The sequence below is a fragment of the Caballeronia sp. AZ7_KS35 genome (genome assembly GCF_023631045.1).
Taxonomy (GTDB): Bacteria; Pseudomonadota; Gammaproteobacteria; order Burkholderiales; family Burkholderiaceae; genus Caballeronia; species Caballeronia zhejiangensis.
The window spans coordinates 1-18470 of sequence record NZ_JALQDV010000061.1; the positions used below are offsets into that span (position 1 = coordinate 1).

The following is an 18470-nucleotide window of genomic DNA, read 5'->3' on the forward strand; positions in this document are numbered from 1 at the left end:
TATCGGTCAGATTCATTTTGCCCATGACCTGCATCTGAACACACTTGGGGTGCCAATTCAATGATGCAATGCACTAGTGATTCGAACTGGGGTCGAACTGCTCCCTTCGATCAGACACTTGCAGTCAAACGCGTTCCTGCGATTCAGACACCAGCCGGTACACGTTGGCAGGCGGCTCTAGCAGCTTTCGCAGTAGCCGTCTGGTATCACTATCATTGGGCCGTTGCGACGAATGTTGAGGGCGTCAGCCGCACTTAGTGAGACCGCATATAACGTCGGCAGGCTCGCGCAAGACAGGGCTGGCGCGGTAAGCGGTGCACCTGGCGCAGGGTCACACCTTTGAAGACTGTGCGTTATGTATTCTGGCTACTATCTCGGCAACACGCCGTTAGTTCACGGCTGAAAGGCAGGGAGGGCGCGTGCGCTGGGGAGACATGGTGCCGGACGCCAACGATGCGCTTGCGTTCGACACTTGGGTGGCGACGGTTATTCGTCAACTGCGGTCAATCTCGCACCAGCGAGCAAAAAATCTCGGCGGCGACAAATCGCGCGATTTTCGATGCCCTGCAATACAAGCGGCGGCCGTGCGAGTCTCGTCGAATCCTTCCGCTCGGGATTGGGTTGTTCTAACTCCGCGACACGCACAATATCGTTGCCGTGCGCTGCTCTACAACGTCTCCGAGAAGGCACGCCATCGGGACCGGGCTTCGGTTCGATAAAGTTGCGAAGAGCGTCAGCCCCCGGCTTCATTCCGCAAAGAACGGGACGATCAGCGCGCAGCGACTCCGCGAGCGTAGGTGGATTCCCATCCGCCGCCAAGCGCCTTGCACAGCGTGATGAGATTTTCCGCCGCCGTCGCCTTGCTCTGCTCGAGCTTACTCTGCGCGTCGAGCAACTGCTTCTGCACGTTAAGCACATCGAGATAGTCGAGTGCGCCGGCCTTGTAGCGCTGCTGCGCGATGCCAAGCGCGCGCTGATTAAGCGTGACGACCGACGCGAGCCGCTCGTGCCGGCGTTGCTCCGCGTCGTAGACGAGGAGCGCATCGTCCACCTCGCGCCATGCTTCGAGCACGGTGCGTTTGTACATGATCGCCGCTTCCTGCTGTTGCGCTTCGCGCAATTGCAGGGTCCCCTTGAGCCGGCCTCCTTCGAAGATCGGAAAGATTATCGACGGACCGACCACGAACTGCCCGGAAGCCCAACTGGCGAGACTCGAAAGTTGCAGACTTTGAAAGCCAGCGCTGCCGTTGAGCGATATCCGCGGATAAAAATCAGCCTTCGCCATGCCAATCGACGCCGTCGCCGCATGCAGTTGAGCCTCCGCGCGCTTGATGTCCGGCCGGCGCTCGGCAAGCTCCGACGGAAAGCCGATCGGAATCCGTTCCGGCAGCGTGGGCACCTCACGCGACGCCGCAAGCATCTCGCGCAGCTCGCCCGGCTCCTCGCCAAGCAACACGCCGATCGCGTTGACGGTCGTATCGCGCTGGGATTCAAGCGTCGGAATCAGACTCTCGATGGTTTCCATCTGCGCGCACGCATTGGCGACGTCGAGGTCGGTCGTGACGCCTTCTCGCACGCGTATGCGCGTGAGTTTCACGGAGTCGCGCGCGATGTCAAGATTCTGCTTTGCGATTTCCAGCAATGACTGCGTGTCGCGCAACGCGATATAGTCGCGCGCGAGTTCGGCGCGTGCCGACAGCAGTATCGCATTGCGGTCCTCAAAAGAAGCGTCGGACAAGGCGCCCGTCGCTTCGACACTGCGGCGCACGCGGCCCCAGATATCGAGTTCCCACGATGCATCGAAGCCCGCCTGATACACGTCGTACGCGGGAGAGCCCTTGGACCCCGGCATCGCCGATACACCGAGCGGCGCGCTGCCGGATGCGGATTGTGGCTGGCTCTGCGATGGCGTCACGCCGAGCAGCGAAAGAATGCCGTTCTCGCTGCCGCGCTCCCGGTTGTACGACGCCGCGCCGCCGAGCGTCGGCAGCGCGGCCGCGCCGGCTACGCGCTGTTCGGCGCGGCTTTGGCGCAAGCGCGCGGACGCGGCGGCGACGTCGAGGTTAGCACCGGCGAGACGCTGTTCCAAGGTATTCAACACAGGATCGTCGAAAAGCGTCCACCAGTCGGGGTTGAAGTCCGCTTCGACCGGCTTGCTCGGCGCTTGCGCCGTTTGCGTCCGCTCGAAGACATCGGGCGTGACGGACTTCGGCGGCACGAAGTCCGGTCCGACCGTGCAGCCGACCATCGCGAGAGCCGAGAGGATGGCGAGTGCGATTCCGCGCACCGTTGGTCCGTTCGTGTTCATTTTGCATCGCCTCTCTGCGCAAGCGCCTGGCCGCCTTGTCCGAGCGCGACTTCCGCCTCGACCGAAAGCCCGACGCTCAACGCTGCTGCGGCTTCCTGTCCGCGATCGATCGTGATCTTCACGGGAACGCGCTGCACAATCTTGGTGAAATTGCCGGTCGCGTTGTCCGGCGCGATAGGCGCGAAGCTCACACCGGTCGCGGGGGCAAGGCTATCGACGTGACCTTTGATGGCCACGCCCGGGATGCTGTCCACCTTAATGCGCACGGTTTCACCGGGGCGCATCCGCGTGATCTGATTCTCCTGGAAGTTGGCGACCACGTACGCATCCAAAAGCGGGACGATGGCGAGCACCGGCGCGCCTGGCGCCACAAACGCGCCGACACGCGCTGAGCGGCGCCCAACCTTGCCATCGACGGGGGCTCTAATCTCTGTGTACGACAGGTTCAGCTTCGCCTGCTCGCGCACGGCTTCGGCGCGGGCCAGCGCGCCGGCGGCCTTGTCGCGCTGCGTGCGCAGCACATCGAGATTCTGCTGAGTGGTCGCCAAGGCGGCACGGTCGTGAGCCTGCTGCGCGAGCTGCTGTGCAAGCGTGCTCCACGCGTGCTGCTGTTCCTGCGCCGTGCCCGCGCCCGCATCCGACAGGTTCTGATACCGCGCGGCATTCGCGCGCGCGAAGTCGATCGCGGCATCGTCGGATCGCAGCGTCGCCCGTGCCTGTTCGACGAGCGAAGGGTGCCGCGCAATCTCGGCATCGAAATTGGCGACGGCCGCACGCGCTGCAGCGACGTCAGCATCGGCGCTCATCAACGCGGCCCGATAGTCGCGGTCATCAATGCGCACAAGCAGTTGGCCGGATTTGACCGACTGGTTGTCGTCGACGAGCACGTCGGAGATCTGTCCGGCGACCCGCGGTGCGACGAGCGTGAAATCGGCCTGAACATACGCGTCGTTCGTCGATTCGGTATGGGAATCGGAAAGAAGCCTGACGCATGCCCAGGCGCCAATGGCGACTGCCATCACGGGCACCACGACACGGATTAGCTTTGAACGGGAGAGCTTGAAGGATGACATGGAATAACTCCCCTTAACGCGAGGACTGCGGCGAAGACTGGGATGAAGGGCGCGGCGTCGCGGCCCATGGCGGAGATATGCGCACGGGCAACACCGGAATGAGGAGAAGCAACGTGAAGGCAATGCACGCCATCACGCGGTAAAGGTCGGCGGACATCAGCACGAGCGCCTGTTCATGAGCCCGATGCGCAAGCTGGGCCACGCCATGCGCGGTCTCGACGCTCCGATCGGTGACGAGCGCGCGATTGCCGAGTTGATCGACGAGCATGTTCGAATGGAAGCGCGCGCGCGCGGTGCCAAGCCCTTCAATGAGCGCGCTCGCGACAGCCGCGCTGAATGTCTTGAGCGAGTTAAACATCGCCGAGGCAAACGGGCCTTCGGTCGGCGGTAAGCCTGTCGTCACGCCCATCAGAATCGCGAGAATCACCATAGGTTGCGCGACGATCTGCAAAGACTGGAGCCAATAGAAGTTATCGCGGATCCACTCGGAGGTCATGAAGCTGCCCATCGCGCAGGTCGCGATCATCAACGACAGGCCGAGCGCCATGATCCAGCGTGAATCGACGCGCTTCAGGTTTAGGAGGGCGGCCGTCAGCGGCAGCGTGAGCAAAAGCGGAACGGCGACTAGCAGTGAAAGGGGCGCCGTTTGCAGCGGCCTGTATGCGTGGATTCGCGCGAGGAACTGGCCAGGTATTGCGGCAACGCCCACTAACAGGATAACCGCGCCTGATAGTGTCGCGAGGCCATGAGAGAAGTTTCTTCGCGACAGCAATTGGAGCTTGAAAAACGGCGCCGGATGAAACCATTCATTGACGAGAAATATGGCGAGCAATGCAGAACCGCCGACGAACATCACGCGGATGAAATCCGAGTTTAGCCAGTCAAGCCGTTCGCCTTGCAACAGGCCGATGACGAGCATTGCGACCGCCGGGCCGCCGGTCATGAAGCCGCACCAGTTGAAAGAGCGAAGACGTTCGAGCTTGAGCGGATCAGAGGGCAGGCCCCACTGGATCGCCACGCAGGTCGCGAGGCCGAGCGGCATGATCTGCCAGAACGCCATCTTCCAGTTGAAGAACTCGGTCCATAACGCGGCGAGCGGCGTGCCGAGCGCGGGTCCGAAAGTCGCGGTCATCGCGTAGCCGGCGAGCCCGTATAACTTGATCTTTGGCGGAAGATAGCGCAGCGCCACGATGATCAGCATCGGCGGAAGACAGCCACCCGCAATACCCTGCAACACCCGCAACGTGTAGAGCGACGCAAGGTTGGGTGAGAAGGGACAAAGGAAGCCGAAGAACATCGTGGCAAGAACGGCGGCGATCGTGAATCTCTTGAGCGTGAATGTGATGCCGAACCACGGCGCGAACACCATTGTGGTGACATTGGCTGCTTCGAACGAAGTGGTCAGCCAAGTGCCGTCGTCGTGACCGATCGAAAGTGCGCCTTGAATATCGGCTAGTGCGAAGGCGGTGACCTGTTCGTTGAGTATCGCAAGCAGCGAGGCGAAGAGCATGCCGATCAGACCGATGGCAAGACGGAGCGACAACGCGGACTGCACCGGCGCCGACGAAGGCGCCTTGCTCGCGGCGAGAAGCGCGGGCGCATCTTCGATGACCGGGTCCGGGGTCATGTTCGTCGGTGAATTGGCGCTATTCATAGAGGCTCTCGATCGTGTATCGGCTTAGGGGAATTCTAGAAAGAGAGCCTCGCTTGCTGAAGCGAAAAGAGGTCGGTTATTGGGCCATTTCGTGCGTGATTTCTGCCAGTGTGGATATCTCGCTACGGCATTAGCTTTTGCGTTCCACATCAGGGAAATACTGCGGCGCTTCACGCCGATCGAACATCCCGTACTCACGGATCACGCGAATATGGCGGAGGCGTACATCATTAAGTTGGGCGGCATCGCGCTCGAATGCGTCGGCGGCTGCCTGATCGCGCCAAGTCGCGACGACGATCGCATCTCCGGGCGATAGCAGCGCATTGAACGCATCCCACGCGACGAGGCCCTGCGCTTGCGTATCGAGCCCTAGCGATTCCGCAACGCTTTGCGCGCTCGCCTGCGCAATCCACTCGGGCGCGCGCATCGCATCGAGCAAGGTTACGGCTTTGCCTGCGCCGGCTTGGGTGACGTCGAGGCGTTGTTCGGTTAGCGCCTGGCCTTCGGGCACATGCGTGTCGGATACCAACTGTCCGATGCGCAGGCGATAGTCTGCGAACACGCGGTCACGCGCGGCCTGCTGAATCTTGTGATGCTTGCTTGTCGTGCGCCACCGCACGAGCGCCTTTTCGTCGCGCCAGCTTGACAGTGAAAGCAGCCATCCTTTGCGGGCCAGGCTCGCATAACGCGTGTTGTCCACAAATCCTTCGATCTGTTCGAGCTCGGGGCGCAGCATCTTTGCCATGCCGAGATAGACATCAAATTGATCGGGAACCGGATTGACTTCTAACATTGCTGAGAACATGCGGGACTCTCTAAAGGGTTGGCCATACGAAGCGACATCGCCCGATAACTTGTGGGCGTCGCGTCATTGTCGAAGACGGCGTCGCTTTACCATAGAAAGATGGAGGCTCGAATCGGGCCAATGGATAGCAAGCGCTGGCCATGCGTGACTTATGGGCCAATGTGTGTGCGACTTAGGCCAGTTCACCGAGCAGACGAACTTCTCTGGGCCGGGGTCGATAAGATTGCAACGCAGACGAGTCGTGAGTTGGATTGGGAATGGACAGATTGCGGGAGATGGAAGTATTCGTCGCCATCGTGGACAGCGGTGGTTTGACCAGCGCTTCGCAGAAGCTCGGGTTGTCGACCGCCGCGGTGTCGCGCGCGCTCAACGCGCTCGAAGCGCGCATGGGCGCGCAGCTGCTCGCTCGTACGACGCGTTCTGTGCGCCCGACCGATGCCGGCGTAGCCTTTCTTGATGCCTGTCGCAAGGTTCTCGATTGCCTCGCCGATGCTGAGGCGAATATCGGCGCATATCACCGAAAACCGGTGGGCACGCTCACTGTATCCGCGCCGGTGCTGTTCGGCCAGCGATTCGTCGCACCACTCGTCAACGCCTTCGCGCTGCGCTATCCGGACGTAAGCATCAATGCCGTCTATGTGGACCGCACCACGCGATTGCTTGATGAAGGCGTCGATATCGCGATTCGCATCGGTCATTTGGGCGATTCGACGACATTCGCGGTGCCGCTTGGTTCTGTTCGACGCAGAACATATGCCGCGCCGTGTTATCTCAAAGCGCGCGGCGAGCCGGGGCATCCACGCGAACTGACCGGGCACGACTGCGTGTCCTTCACGGGCGTGACGAACGCACTCGAGTGGGTCTTCGTTGAGGGTGGCGTACGTTTGCCGGTGCGCTTGCAGCCACGCATGATCGTCGATCTTGCGCCCGCGGCCATCGCGGCGGCGAAGGACGGCGTTGGCATCACGCAGTTGCTTTCCTACCAGGCGACGCCCGAGGTGAAGGGCGGCACCTTGCGGCCCATTCTCTCGGCGTTCGAGCCAGACGCGGTTCCAGTCAATCTCCTGCATGTGGAGCGTCGCGGTACGAGCGGAAAGATCCGTGCGTTTCTTGAGTTCGTTACCGAAACCTTGCGCGGCCACACGGAACTGCAGTGCGGACACGACGTGCGATCGATCCGGAGAAAATAGACCCGGGATGAATTTCTGCTTAGGCCACCGCAATGCGCAATTCGCGATAAGCGTTCACGAGGGCTTCCAGCGTGAATGACCGGTTAAGCCCGCTGGGATTGGGCAACACCCAAGTATCTGCGCCGCCGAAACGCATCGCCTGCTTTCCCCATGTGATATCGCGCTCGCCTGTCATCGCGGACAAGGCCGTCTTGCCAAGAAAGGCAATATAACGCGGCGCGATTGCTGACATCTTCTGCTCGATTCCCGACGTCGCCGCCCGTATCTCCGCGGGGCTCAGCTCATCCGCGCGTGCCGTCGGACGCGCAACCGCCGTGGTCAGTCCATAACCGAAATCGAGGAACGTGCGATCGTCTTCGGGACGAAGCTGTGTCGGCGTGAAGCCAGCAAGATGAACGGCGCGCCAGAATCGATTGTTTCTGCCTTCGAAGTGATGGCCGGCGGCCGCCGCGCGCAGGCCCGGGTTGATTCCGCAGAAGACGACCGAAAGACCGGGCGCGAGAATATCCGGGAGTGATTGCGACAAGACGGTCTCTTTCACGAATGGCTCCGATTACGCAGCTTCCGCGAATTCTTCGAGCATCGGGGCTTCTGCGACGGTCTCACGCACGGCCTGCCTCGCGATGACATCCGGTGTTCCACGGAATCGCGCGCGGTACTGTTTGGGTGTGACGTTAAGCCGCCGCACGAAGGTCATGCGCATGTGCGTCGCGCTATGGAAGCCGCACTTGAATGCGATGGTCTTGAGCGGAGCATCGCTGGCTTCCAGAAGCTGCCTCGCGGTATCGACGCGAACCTGTTCGACGAACGCGGATGGTGTCACCTTCGCGTGCTTGGCGAACATGCGCGAGAACGTTCGGCGACTCACGGAAACTGCGCTGGCCAGTTGCTCGATCGACAGCGCATCGGCCAGATGCTCTGTCACGTACCGATGCACCTTGCCGATAATTGGCGCTTCTTCCTTGTCCGCGCTCACGTAAGGGCTGTATTGCGACTGGCCGCCTTCGCGCTGAATATAGACCACCAGACGCTTGGCAACCCGCACTGCCTGCTCGTGGCCCCAGTCTTCGGCGACGAGCGAAAGACTCAAATCGATGCCGGCCGACACGCCAGCAGACGTGAACAGACGTCCGTCACGAATGAAAATCTTGTCCGGCTGCACCCGCGCGTGCGGGAATTTCTTTGCGAGCCGTCCTGCATCCGACCAATGCGTCGTCACGAGTTGACCGTCGAGCAGACCGGCGTGTCCGAGTACGAACGCACCGTTACAGACCGAGCCAAATCGCGCCGCGCCGCGCGCTTGCTTGCGAAGCCACGCAAGAAACTCGACAGGCGGTTCCCAGTCGGGCAATTGCGGCCCTCCGGCCACGAGCAGCAGATCGTATTGCGTATCGGATTCGCAATAGCTGTTCGGCACGATGATCTGCATGCCGTTCGAGCACGTCACGATGCCGGCTTCCCGTCCGACGAGCGAAACCTCGTATTGCCGATGAGCGGGCAAATGAGTGTTAGCTTCGGCGAAGACATCGAGCGGGCCAGCGACATCGAGTGCCTGCACACCGTCGAACAGAACAATGGCGACCTTCATGTCGAAACCCTCATCAAGTAGATGCATTGCCTTGCGCAACGGTGACCCTAGTCTATCGCCAGCGCATCACGAGAATGACACCTCGGCCGGCAAATGACTTTTACCGCCATGTAACAAGCAGGCTGTGCTAGCGCGGCCGACCACGGTGGCTCGAATCAGACATCAACTGGCCTGAGAACGAGTCAAATACCCCCGCTGGCGCAAATGCGGCTGGCTAGACTTGGGTTCAGGCACGCGGCACTCCGCGCACTAGTACATCGCCCATCCCGGAAAGGGACGGGCGGGGCAAAGGAAGGTCATCATGTTGATCGAGAAACTCCAAAGCACGTTCCTGTTCGGAGCCAATGCTCCGTATGTGGAAGAGCAGTATGAGTCGTATCTTGCCGATCCGGCGTCGGTTACCGAAGAATGGCGCGCGTATTTCAATGCATTGCGCGAAACGCCCGCGATCGACGGCAGCGATCGCGATGACGAACCGCATTTGCCGGTCGTGTCCAACTTCATCGAACTCGCACGACGTTCACGCAGCGCTTCATCTTCGATGGAAGGCGGTCTCGCGCTCGCGAGAAAGCAGGTGGCGGTTCAGTCGCTGATTGCGGCGTTTCGTACGATCGGTACGCGCAGCGCCAGTCTCGACCCGCTGCAATGGACGACGCGGCGCATGCTGCCGGAACTTACGACGGCGTATTACGGTTTGACATCAAGCGACCTGTCGACGCGCTTTAGCACCGCCGACACGTATCTCTTCGATGGAGATGCGACGCTACAGGAGATCGTGACGGCGCTCGAAGAAACTTACACCGGCACCCTCGGTGCTGAATTTATGCATCTCGCCGATGCGAACGAACGACACTGGTGGGAGCTGCGCTTCGAATCCACGCGAGCGAAGCGTTCGTTCTCGGTTGAGCGCAAGCGCCGCTTTCTCGAACGGCTCACGGCGGCGGAAGGGCTCGAAAAGCATCTTCATACCCGCTATGTTGGGCAGAAGCGGTTTTCGCTCGAAGGCGGTGAATCGCTGATCGTGCTGCTGGATGAACTCGTGCGCTACGGCGCCTCCAAAGCCGTGCGTTCCGTCGTGATGAGCATGGCGCACCGGGGGCGTCTGAATGTGCTCGTCAACGTCGCGGGTAAGCCACTGCATGCGCTCTTCGATGAATTCGAAGGCAAGAATGCCGAGGCGCTGCCCGAGGGCGATGTCAAATATCACAAGGGCTATAGCTCGATCACACAGACCGATGATGGTCCTGTGGAAGTGACGCTCGCCTTCAATCCGTCCCATCTCGAAGTGGTCAATCCAGTCGTGCAGGGCATGGCGCGCGCGAAAGCGGACGCCTTGGCGCCCGATGACCGCGCGACCGTGCTGCCCGTCGAGATTCACGGCGATGCCGCGATGTCGGGGCAAGGCGTCGTGATGGAAACGCTGAGCCTCTCTCGTACACGCGGACATGGGACGGGTGGCACCGTTCACGTGGTCGTGAACAATCAGATCGGCTTTACGACGTCGGACCCTCGCGACACGCGCTCATCGTTCTATGCGACCGATATTGTCAAGATGATCGAGGCGCCCGTACTGCACGTCAACGGCGACGATCCGGAAGCCGTAGCCCTGGCGGTGCATCTCGCGCTCGATTATCGCGCCGAGTTTGGGCGCAGCGTGGTCATCGATCTCGTGTGCTTTCGCAAACACGGACACCAGGAGCAGGATAGCCCGGCTATCACGCAGCCGCTGATGTATCGCGCGATTGCGGCGCATCCGGGCGCGCGGACGGTCTACGCGCAAAAGCTCGTTAAACAGGGCCTGATGACGTTGGAACAGGTCGAGGCGCTGGTCGATGCTTGTCGCAAATCGTTCAGTGGAGCCACCGCCGATACGAAGTCTGCGCCGGCGCTCTCTCAAGTTCATCTCGATGCCCCATCGCCGGAGCGACTGAGCATGCTCGCGCGACGGATCTCGAGCGTGCCCGATGGCTACGCACTTCATCCTCTCGTCAACAAAACGATCGCCGCGCGCCGTGACATGGCGAGCGGAAAGAGGCCGCTCGACTGGGGCATGGCGGAGCACCTTGCGTTCGCGTCACTGCTCGCGCAGAGCATCGATGTACGCCTGAGCGGGCAGGACAGCGCACGAGGCACGTTCAATCAACGCCACGCAATGCTGCACAATCAGTCGCGCACGACACGTTCGGACGGTGTATTCGTTCCGCTGGAGCATGTCGGTGAGAAGCAGGGGCGCTTTACCGTGACGAATTCGATTCTCTCTGAAGCTGCCGTGCTCGCGTTCGAATACGGCTACTCGACGGTGAATCACAATGCGCTCGTGATCTGGGAGGCGCAGTTCGGTGACTTCGCGAACGGCGCACAGGTGGTCATCGATCAGTTCATCGCTGCCGCCCGCGCAAAGTGGGGACAGCAAAGCGGGTTGACCTTGTTCCTGCCGCACGGCCAGGAGGGGCAAGGTCCTGAGCACGCATCGGCGCGGCTGGAGCGTTATCTGCAACTAAGCGCGCAGGACAACATGCGCGTGACCCAGCCAACAACGCCTGCGCAACTGTTTGCTTTGCTGCACACGCAGGCAGCGTCTGCCGACAAGCGGCCGCTAATCGTGATGACGCCCAAGTCGCTGCTTAGGCATCCGGAGGCAGTCAGCACGATGGCAGAGCTATCAGGCGGCGCGTTCTACGAGATCCTGGCCGAAGGCGAGCGCATGGAACCTTCGGAGTGCTTGATCGTCGCTACAGGTAAGGTCTATTTCGATCTGCTGGACTATCGCCGGAAACACGCTATCTACGCTACGCCGATCATTCGTATCGAGCAGCTGTATCCATTCCCGGCGCAACAGTTGGCCGCCGAGTTGGCCCACTACCCGAATCTGAAGCGCGTCGTCTGGTGTCAGGAAGAGGCGCGCAATCAGGGCGCGTGGAGTTTCGTCGAGCCGCAGTTGCGCGAGCTCTTGCCTACGCGTGCGACGCTGTCGTATGTGGGACCGTCCGCGTCGGCGTCAACCGCGCCGGGATATTACGCGATCCATGCGGCGCGGCATGCGGACGTCATCGCGCGTGCGTTCGCTAAGTGAGAGAACCCGACATGACTCAGAACCCAACGCTTTTCAAACCAGCGCAGACGGATCACCTCATCTCCGGCGCCGATGTCATACTGCGCGTGCTCGCAGAAGAGGGCGTCGATACGCTGTTCGGCTACAGCGGCGGCGCGATCTTGCCGACATACGACGCCGTGTTTCGCTTCAATGAAATGCATAAGCACGAACCGACGCGGCAGATCAACTTCGTCGTGCCCGCCAACGAGCAGTCCGCCGGCTTCATGGCTGCCGGCTACGCCCGCGCAAGCGGGAAAGTCGGCGTATTCATGGTCACGTCGGGTCCCGGCGCGACGAACGCGGTGACACCGATCGCGGACTGCAACGGCGACTCCGTCCCGGTTGTTCTTATCTGCGGACAGGTCCCTCGCGCCGCGATCGGTACTGATGCGTTTCAGGAAGCGCCGGTCTTCAATATTATGTCGGCATGCGCGAAACAAGTCTTTCTCGTCACCGATCCGGACAAACTCGAGCAGACGCTGCGCACTGCATTCGAGATTGCGCGCACGGGACGTCCGGGTCCCGTTGTGGTGGACGTGCCAAAGGACATCCAGAACTGGAAGGGACCCTATCGCGGGCACGGAACGCTGCATTTTCGCGGCTATTCGGATCGGCTGCGTCAGGTCGCTAGGGGTGCGCGCCTCGAAGGTGCGAAATGCTCGGCGTTTTTCGCCATGCTCGCACAAAGCAAGCGGCCGTTGCTGTATGTAGGCGGCGGCGTGATTGGCTCCGGTGCGACGGCAGAATTGCGTCAGTTTAGCGAGCGCTTTCGCATCCCCGTTGTGACGACTCTGATGGGTCTCGGCGCGATGCCGCCCCAACATGAACTTGCGCTCGGCATGCTAGGCATGCACGGGGCCGCATGCGCCAACTATGCGGTGGAAGACTGCGATTTTCTCATCGCCGTCGGTGCACGTTTCGATGATCGGGTGGCGGGCGGACAGCCCGACGCGTTCGCGCCCAAAGCGCGTCATGTGGCGCATATCGACATCGACGAAGCGGAGATTGACAAGGTCAAGCGCGCGGAATGGAGTCACGTCGGGGATGCAAAGGATGCGTTGCGCGCATTGATAGCGTGCGCGCCGGCGGCGTGCCCGTCACCGGACTGGAGCGCGCATGTGCTGGCGCTCAAGCGCAGCCACGGGATGAACTACGACCGGCGCAGTCGGGCCATCCAGCCGCAACGAGTCATCGAGATGCTCAGCGACATCACGCTTGGACGCGCGATCATCACGACGGGCGTGGGCCAGCATCAGATGTGGGCCGCGCAGTTCTTCAAGTTTGCCGAGCCGCGCAGCTTCCTGACGTCAGGCAGCATGGGAACGATGGGCTTTGGCCTGCCTGCCGCGATTGGCGCACAGTTCGCGAAACCTGATGCGCTCGTGATCGACATCGATGGCGACGGCAGCATTCGCATGAATGCAGGCGAACTGGAAACGGCAAGCACTTACGGCGTGCCGGTCAAGGTGCTGCTGCTCAACAATCGCGGCGATGGAATGATTCGGCAGTGGCAGCGTCTTTTTTACGACGGCCGTATGTTCGTCAGCGACAAGACGCTTCATCGCAAGGACTTTGTGCTGTCGGCGCGCGCCGATGGATTCGAGTTCGCGAGTCGAGTGGAGACACTGGATGAACTTGAAGAAAAGCTCAACGCATTCGTACGATTTGATGGACCCGCGTTTCTTGAAGTGATGATCGATCCGAACGCCGACGTGTTTCCGATGGTCGGTCCCGGTCAAAGTTATGCGCACATGGTTACAGGGCCGTTCATCGAACCGCGGGCTGCACGAGAAGTGCCCTTTGACGGCACGGACAGCAAACGCATGACAGACATGTTCTGAATCATGAACGCGGATCTGATCCACAAGGCGCTCGCGAACCCGCTGCGGCGAGACATTCTGGCGTGGCTGAAAACACCGGAGCATAGCTTCGCGCCGAATGCCGCGCGCTTCCCGCACGGCGTGCCGTCGAATACTGTTCAGGCGCGCAGCGGGCGGTCTCAATCTACCGTCTCGGCGCATCTCGCGTTAATGGTCGAGGCGGGTCTCCTCGTCTCGACGAGAGTCGGTTCCTTTGCGCTGTTTTCGCGCAACGAAGCGGTGATTGACGCCTTCATTAAGCACATTGCTGAGCGGTTTTGATTCGTACCGAGGGTTTGTAGACGTGGACCCCGGCGTCGACGGCGACGCCCAATCTGTTGCGCGCGGCTGAATGCCTTCTACCCATGTCTCATGCGCCATCTGCGCTACCCCCGTCACGCCGGAGAGCAACATCAACGTGACGACCGCGTCTTCCGGCGTTTTCACCCGTGCTATTCAATCGGGAGATTGGGCGTTTCCTCTATCAATCGACGCGCTCGGCGGTATGGGCCGAATGGACGCGATTACGGTCTTCATCGCCATGCTGGGCGAAGGCAGCCTTGCATGCCGGTGGTGCCGCGTTCCATCGTGAACACGGTGCAGGCGATTGTTTTGGGTCGCTAAGGAGGTGACGGTCGCGCGCTGCATACCGCCCTCCTGGACTTGCTCTCTAACCTTGATTGCCGCAGGCTATCCTGACGCCACGGGCAGCAATGTTGACAACCTGAGTGATGACGTCGAGTACCCGGTCTGAAACCGCCCGTTCATTCGAAAGACACTCTTGCGCGGCGCGATAAGGTTGGCGGAGTATTTTTTTCGTCAACATACCGCTTGCTATTTGCTGTAACGCTGCGATGTTCCAGGGATGCGCAAAGTCAGCCATGCACCCCGCTTTCGATCGAGGATTTGAAGAGGGGACCGGGGCGACCCGACCCTGGGCCGTCCTCGCACACGGAAGGTTTCTATCAGCTAACTACCATCGTCCGGTCAATTAACCCCCCAAGCCGGAATCTTCGCTACGGTGGCCATCCGGACGTAGCGCAGAAGCTTATTCCACGGTCCGATCAGACGAGGCTACCGAAGCGACGCACGCCGTTGCAACTCACTCAAACCTAATTATTGGGCTATACGATGGGCTCTGTAGATGACCTCAGCATCTGGTTGGGCATCTCGAGTGGTGTCTCTAACAGACTACGAGCGCTGATGTCTAAGAACCGCAAAGATGTGGCCGGGCTCGCGACATTCGCCGTTCATCGACATCAACCTTAAGGATTCCATAAAATGCTTAACGAACTTTCTGTTGTCCCGGAGTCTGCCGATCTGCAAAAGTTGGTGCGAGGTGCGGCCACCTTTGGTCACGACGTTTTTCCGCGCAACCTTGAACTATACAGAAGGCTTGCCGAGGGGCAGTCCCCACATACGTTGTTCATCGCGTGCGCAGATTCCAGGGTTGTCCCGGAGCTGATTACACAGACCGAGCCCGGGGAGCTGTTTGTCTGTCGAAATATCGGCAATATCGTCCCTGGCTTTGGCGAAATGATGGGCGGGGTGTCTGCCGTGATTGAATATGCGGTTGTTGCACTACGCGTCAGGCAAATCATCATCTGCGGCCACTCCGAGTGTGGCGCAATGAAGGGACTAGCCGCTGAGCAAGCGGTAGCTGATTCGATGCCGACCGTGCAAGCGTGGCTGCGCAATGCCGAGGCCGCGCGCAGCGTCGTACTTACACGCGAGCTTGGGAGGGGGAAAGCCCTTGTCCAGGCACTGGTTGAGGAAAACATCAGGCTGCAGTTAATGCATTTGCGTTCCCATCCGTCGGTTGCTGCTCGACTTGCGCAAGCGGCACTGACGGTTCATGGCTGGTTGTATGACATTGAGCACGGCACTGTTTCAATGCTTAACGAGGCGCAGAAGAGGTTCGAACCGCTTTCCCGAGCCGGAGCTTGTAGCGCAGAGGGGCTTTAAAATGACAATCCCGGGGCGCGTACGTGCTGGGCAAATACTTCTTTACGTTGGGCGACCGCTTGCCTTGTTGTTTGCGTGGGACATAGTGGTGACTGTCGTGTACCTGTGTTCACACGCGAAGGTAAACTTCCCAGCGCTGCCGATGTCACTAATGGCGACCGTTGTCGCGATATATCTGAGTTTTAGGAACACGGCTGCATATGCGCGATGGTGGGAGGCACGAACACTCTGGGGATCGTTAGTGAACGCCTCGCGAACCTTCGCGCGGGAAGTCGTTATGCTGGCCGCTAGCGAATCGATCTCCTTGCAGCGAGAACTCGTGCTTCGTCATGTCGCATACGTCCATTCGCTGCGGTTGCACCTCCGTCGTGAGTCGCCATGGGAAGAGCTGTCCCTACGTCTCCCGCAAGAAGAGATTGTGAACTTGCGTCGCGTAGCGAATGTCCCAAATGCGATATTACGGCGGACCGCGGAAATCGTGGCTCGACAATGCAACGCAGATAGTGTGAGACTCGTCGCTATCGAGCGGACCATGGCAGACATATCGAATGCTCAAGGAGGAATGGAGCGGATCAAGAACACGCCGTTTCCAAAGCAATACTCTACCTATCCGATCTTCTTCACGCATGTTTTTTGTATTCTTCTGCCGTTGGGACTAGTTGAGTCTCTTGGCTGGTACACAGTATTAGGGTCAACTGCAGCTGGCTTCTTATTCCTTGCGCTTCTCAAAATAGGTAGTGACATGCAAGAACCCTTTGCCAACACTGAGAACGACGTTCCTATAACCACGCTTGCGAGGGCGATTGAGATTGATCTACTCGATGGACTGGACGAAAGGCATTCGATCAAACCTATTCCAATTGAGAATAACGTTGTGTGGTAGGCGTCACTGATCAAGGCAATCGCGGGGACATCAGTCAGGGAGCAACGAAAGCGCCCCTCGTTGGCTTTCGAGACGAGATGGTCGCAGAAAATACGGTTCACGAGATCGTGAGAGATTGGTTCAGCTTTGCATGGAGCCGGGCGATAGCATGATGAATTAACGCGGTTCGCCTTGCCGGTCTCGACGTGCGAGCGAGAGCGGCGCCGGCCTGTGCGCCGGAATAGTGTCGAATGACCATCCCTCCGTTTTTACAACGGATGGCCAATGGCTCACTCACACTTCGAAGGACCTCGCGATAGATCGTCCGCTCGCCGTAACGCTGTCATTCGCCTAGCTGCGGGCGAACCCCGGCGAACGTCCGGAGCTGGCGGATCTCGCTCACCGAGTCGACCGGGGTTAATCCCAACGCATCGGTCGACCAGCGACGACTTAGGTCAGCTCGGCACGTCCTAGCGGCGTAGGTTTAGGACGTTAGGATCCGGAGTCCAAATCGTCTGAGTCGCGCACGCTTTCGTGACCGCCGCTGCCTGCTTTCTGCTTTGGCTGACGATCACAGGCGGCGTGCAGCGCATCTTGCAGTTGCGCAAGCGAATATGGCTTGCGCAGCGCCGACCATTTGAAATGCAGGGCCTCATGCTCCGGCGGCGTGTTCCCGGACGAAAAAATAACGTGGAGATCCGGTTGAATAGACGTGGCGCGGCGCGCCAGTTCAAGCCCTGACATATCGGACATGACGACGTCTGTCAAAAGAACGTCGATGTCGCCCGCTTGCAGCATTTCAAGCGCAGCCGCGGCGTTTCCTGCGCGCCGTGCGCCGATTCCCAGCAGCAGGAGCAGTTCACAGAGCGCGTCGAGCGACGCAGGGTCATCGTCTACGGCGAGGACGCGCAACTCTTCGGGGCGCCGGACCGGGCCTTCAGGTTCTTCGCTAGATTCGGAAAAGGGTTGCTCGACGACCTGGGTAGCGCTGTCGCCTAGAACTTGCCGGACCTTCGTCGCGAGCTGCTGGCGGCTGTACGGCTTACTGAGCAGCTCGACGCCGGGGTCCAGCCGGCCGCCGTGGACGATAGCGTTCTGCGTGTACCCTGAAGTGAATAGCACCTTGAGTCCGGGAAGCATCTGTGCGGCTTGCCTTGCCATGTCGGGGCTACGCAACGCCCCGGGCATGACCACGTCGGTGAATAACAAATCGATGTGCACGCCGCTGGCGACCACAGCCAGTGCCTGTTCGGCGTCATTGGCCTTCAACACAGCGTAGCCGAGACCAGTAAGAAGCTCGACAACCGTCGATTGGACCTGCGGATCATCTTCAACGACGAGAATGGTCTCCTCGCCATGCTTCACGCTGCCCCTCCCGCGCGGCGGGAACTCAACAGCCGTACCGGTCGAGCGAGGTAAGTAGATCTTGACTGTTGTTCCTTCGCCGATCTCACTGTAGAGCTTGATGTGTCCCTCGCTTTGCCTGACAAACCCATACGCCATGCTCAGTCCAAGGCCGGTACCTTCGCCTTCCGGTTTCGTGCTGAAGAAGGGATCGAAGGCGCGCTCCATCACTTCGCGGCTCATGCCGGTCCCTGTATCGGTGACAGCCAGCATGACGTACTGTCCGGCCTTGACGTCAGGAACCGTCGATACGTATTCGTCATCCAGCGTCGCGTTGGCAAGTTCGAGCGTGAGCTTCCCGCCGTCCGGCATCGCATCGCGTGCATTGATGGCCAAATTTAGAATCACGTTTTCCAACTGATGCGGATCCACGAGAATATTCCACAGACCGCCGGCCACAACGGACTCGATTTCGATCGTCTCGCCCAGCGCCCGGCGCAGCAGGTCGTCTAGTAGGCGAAGCTGGCGTGCGGGATTGATGACAAGGGGCGCCAGTGGTTGCTGACGTCCGTAAGCGAGCAGCTGCGAAGCCAATTTCGCGCCGCGATCCACGGCGTCAATCGCCTTGCCCAAGCGCTCCGCGGTCCAGTTGTCCCGTCCGTATCGATTTTCGAGCAGTTCCAGGTTTCCCCGTAGCACCTGCAGGACGTTATTGAAATCGTGTGCCA

The 18470-nt window shown here is 60.2% G+C and carries 14 protein-coding genes; 6 read left to right on the forward strand and 8 right to left on the reverse strand.

The window, feature by feature from the left end; genetic code table 11:
- Nucleotides 1–769: 769 nt before the first annotated feature.
- The 4 genes from NCT05_RS32985 to NCT05_RS33000 form a co-directional block, all read right to left on the reverse strand.
- Entirely contained in the window at nucleotides 770–2308 is a 1539-nt protein-coding gene (locus NCT05_RS32985) for an efflux transporter outer membrane subunit (RefSeq protein WP_250504247.1), read from the reverse strand.
- Nucleotides 2305–3327: an HlyD family secretion protein gene (locus NCT05_RS32990; RefSeq protein WP_502801819.1), complete on the reverse strand. Its 1023-nt coding sequence runs from the start codon at nucleotides 3325–3327 to the stop codon at nucleotides 2305–2307. Before NCT05_RS32990 ends, NCT05_RS32985 begins: the two co-directional genes overlap by 4 nt.
- Nucleotides 3328–3394: 67 nt before the next feature.
- Nucleotides 3395–5035: an MFS transporter gene (locus NCT05_RS32995; protein WP_502801818.1), complete on the reverse strand. Its 1641-nt coding sequence runs from the start codon at nucleotides 5033–5035 to the stop codon at nucleotides 3395–3397.
- Nucleotides 5036–5165: 130 nt separating this feature from the next.
- Entirely contained in the window at nucleotides 5166–5840 is a 675-nt protein-coding gene (locus NCT05_RS33000) for an antibiotic biosynthesis monooxygenase family protein (protein WP_061121034.1), read from the reverse strand.
- Nucleotides 5841–6097: 257 nt separating this feature from the next.
- Between NCT05_RS33000 and NCT05_RS33005 the strand changes: the two genes are divergently transcribed.
- Entirely contained in the window at nucleotides 6098–7030 is a 933-nt protein-coding gene (locus NCT05_RS33005) for a LysR family transcriptional regulator (protein WP_250504249.1), read from the forward strand.
- Between the two features lie 19 nt (nucleotides 7031–7049).
- Here the strand turns inward: NCT05_RS33005 and mug are convergent, their stop codons facing one another.
- Together mug and NCT05_RS33015 are read right to left on the reverse strand one after the other, a co-directional pair.
- On the reverse strand, nucleotides 7050–7556 hold the full coding sequence (gene mug, locus NCT05_RS33010) for a G/U mismatch-specific DNA glycosylase (protein WP_284507620.1): 507 nt from the start codon (nucleotides 7554–7556) through the stop codon (nucleotides 7050–7052).
- A gap of 27 nt (nucleotides 7557–7583) precedes the next feature.
- Complete coding sequence (locus tag NCT05_RS33015) at nucleotides 7584–8618, reverse strand: GlxA family transcriptional regulator (RefSeq protein ID WP_250504251.1); 1035 nt, start codon at nucleotides 8616–8618, stop codon at nucleotides 7584–7586.
- A 301-nt stretch (nucleotides 8619–8919) separates the two neighbouring features.
- Between NCT05_RS33015 and NCT05_RS33020 the strand changes: the two genes are divergently transcribed.
- From NCT05_RS33020 to NCT05_RS33030, 3 genes are read left to right on the forward strand one after another with little or no spacing between them, the layout of a single operon-like run.
- Nucleotides 8920–11691: a 2-oxoglutarate dehydrogenase E1 component gene (locus tag NCT05_RS33020; protein ID WP_250504252.1), complete on the forward strand. Its 2772-nt coding sequence runs from the start codon at nucleotides 8920–8922 to the stop codon at nucleotides 11689–11691.
- 11 nt (nucleotides 11692–11702) lie between these two features.
- Nucleotides 11703–13553: a biosynthetic-type acetolactate synthase large subunit gene (gene ilvB, locus NCT05_RS33025; protein ID WP_250504253.1), complete on the forward strand. Its 1851-nt coding sequence runs from the start codon at nucleotides 11703–11705 to the stop codon at nucleotides 13551–13553.
- Nucleotides 13554–13556: 3 nt separating this feature from the next.
- On the forward strand, nucleotides 13557–13853 hold the full coding sequence (locus NCT05_RS33030; protein ID WP_250504254.1) for an ArsR/SmtB family transcription factor: 297 nt from the start codon (nucleotides 13557–13559) through the stop codon (nucleotides 13851–13853).
- Nucleotides 13854–14241: 388 nt separating this feature from the next.
- On the opposite strand, the gene NCT05_RS33035 is transcribed toward NCT05_RS33030, so the two are convergent.
- Nucleotides 14242–14454, reverse strand: a complete 213-nt coding sequence (locus tag NCT05_RS33035) for a hypothetical protein (RefSeq protein ID WP_143756427.1) — start codon at nucleotides 14452–14454, stop codon at nucleotides 14242–14244.
- 398 nt (nucleotides 14455–14852) lie between these two features.
- Between NCT05_RS33035 and NCT05_RS33040 the strand changes: the two genes are divergently transcribed.
- On the forward strand, nucleotides 14853–15536 hold the full coding sequence (locus NCT05_RS33040) for a carbonic anhydrase (protein WP_250504255.1): 684 nt from the start codon (nucleotides 14853–14855) through the stop codon (nucleotides 15534–15536).
- 1 nt (nucleotide 15537) lies between these two features.
- Nucleotides 15538–16419: a bestrophin family protein gene (locus NCT05_RS33045; protein ID WP_250504256.1), complete on the forward strand. Its 882-nt coding sequence runs from the start codon at nucleotides 15538–15540 to the stop codon at nucleotides 16417–16419.
- A 471-nt stretch (nucleotides 16420–16890) separates the two neighbouring features.
- On the opposite strand, the gene NCT05_RS33050 is transcribed toward NCT05_RS33045, so the two are convergent.
- Nucleotides 16891–18470: response regulator (locus tag NCT05_RS33050; protein WP_250504257.1), on the reverse strand; the 1580-nt coding region annotated here is incomplete at its 5' end.

Excerpts from the sequence above, each read along its gene's own strand:
- NCT05_RS32995 (WP_502801818.1), bottom strand. The coding sequence starts at position 5,035 with ATGAATAGCGCCAATTCACCGACGAACATGACCCCGGACCCGGTCATC.
- NCT05_RS33000 (WP_061121034.1), bottom strand. The coding sequence starts at position 5,840 with ATGTTCTCAGCAATGTTAGAAGTCAATCCGGTTCCCGATCAATTTGAT.
- NCT05_RS33045 (WP_250504256.1), top strand. The coding sequence starts at position 15,538 with ATGACAATCCCGGGGCGCGTACGTGCTGGGCAAATACTTCTTTACGTT.
- NCT05_RS33005 (WP_250504249.1), top strand. The coding sequence starts at position 6,098 with ATGGACAGATTGCGGGAGATGGAAGTATTCGTCGCCATCGTGGACAGC.
- ilvB (WP_250504253.1), top strand. The coding sequence starts at position 11,703 with ATGACTCAGAACCCAACGCTTTTCAAACCAGCGCAGACGGATCACCTC.
- NCT05_RS33015 (WP_250504251.1), bottom strand. The coding sequence starts at position 8,618 with ATGAAGGTCGCCATTGTTCTGTTCGACGGTGTGCAGGCACTCGATGTC.
- NCT05_RS33035 (WP_143756427.1), bottom strand. The coding sequence starts at position 14,454 with ATGGCTGACTTTGCGCATCCCTGGAACATCGCAGCGTTACAGCAAATA.
- NCT05_RS33030 (WP_250504254.1), top strand. The coding sequence starts at position 13,557 with ATGAACGCGGATCTGATCCACAAGGCGCTCGCGAACCCGCTGCGGCGA.
- NCT05_RS32990 (WP_502801819.1), bottom strand. The coding sequence starts at position 3,327 with ATGGCAGTCGCCATTGGCGCCTGGGCATGCGTCAGGCTTCTTTCCGAT.
- NCT05_RS33040 (WP_250504255.1), top strand. The coding sequence starts at position 14,853 with ATGCTTAACGAACTTTCTGTTGTCCCGGAGTCTGCCGATCTGCAAAAG.
- NCT05_RS33020 (WP_250504252.1), top strand. The coding sequence starts at position 8,920 with ATGTTGATCGAGAAACTCCAAAGCACGTTCCTGTTCGGAGCCAATGCT.
- NCT05_RS32985 (WP_250504247.1), bottom strand. The coding sequence starts at position 2,308 with ATGAACACGAACGGACCAACGGTGCGCGGAATCGCACTCGCCATCCTC.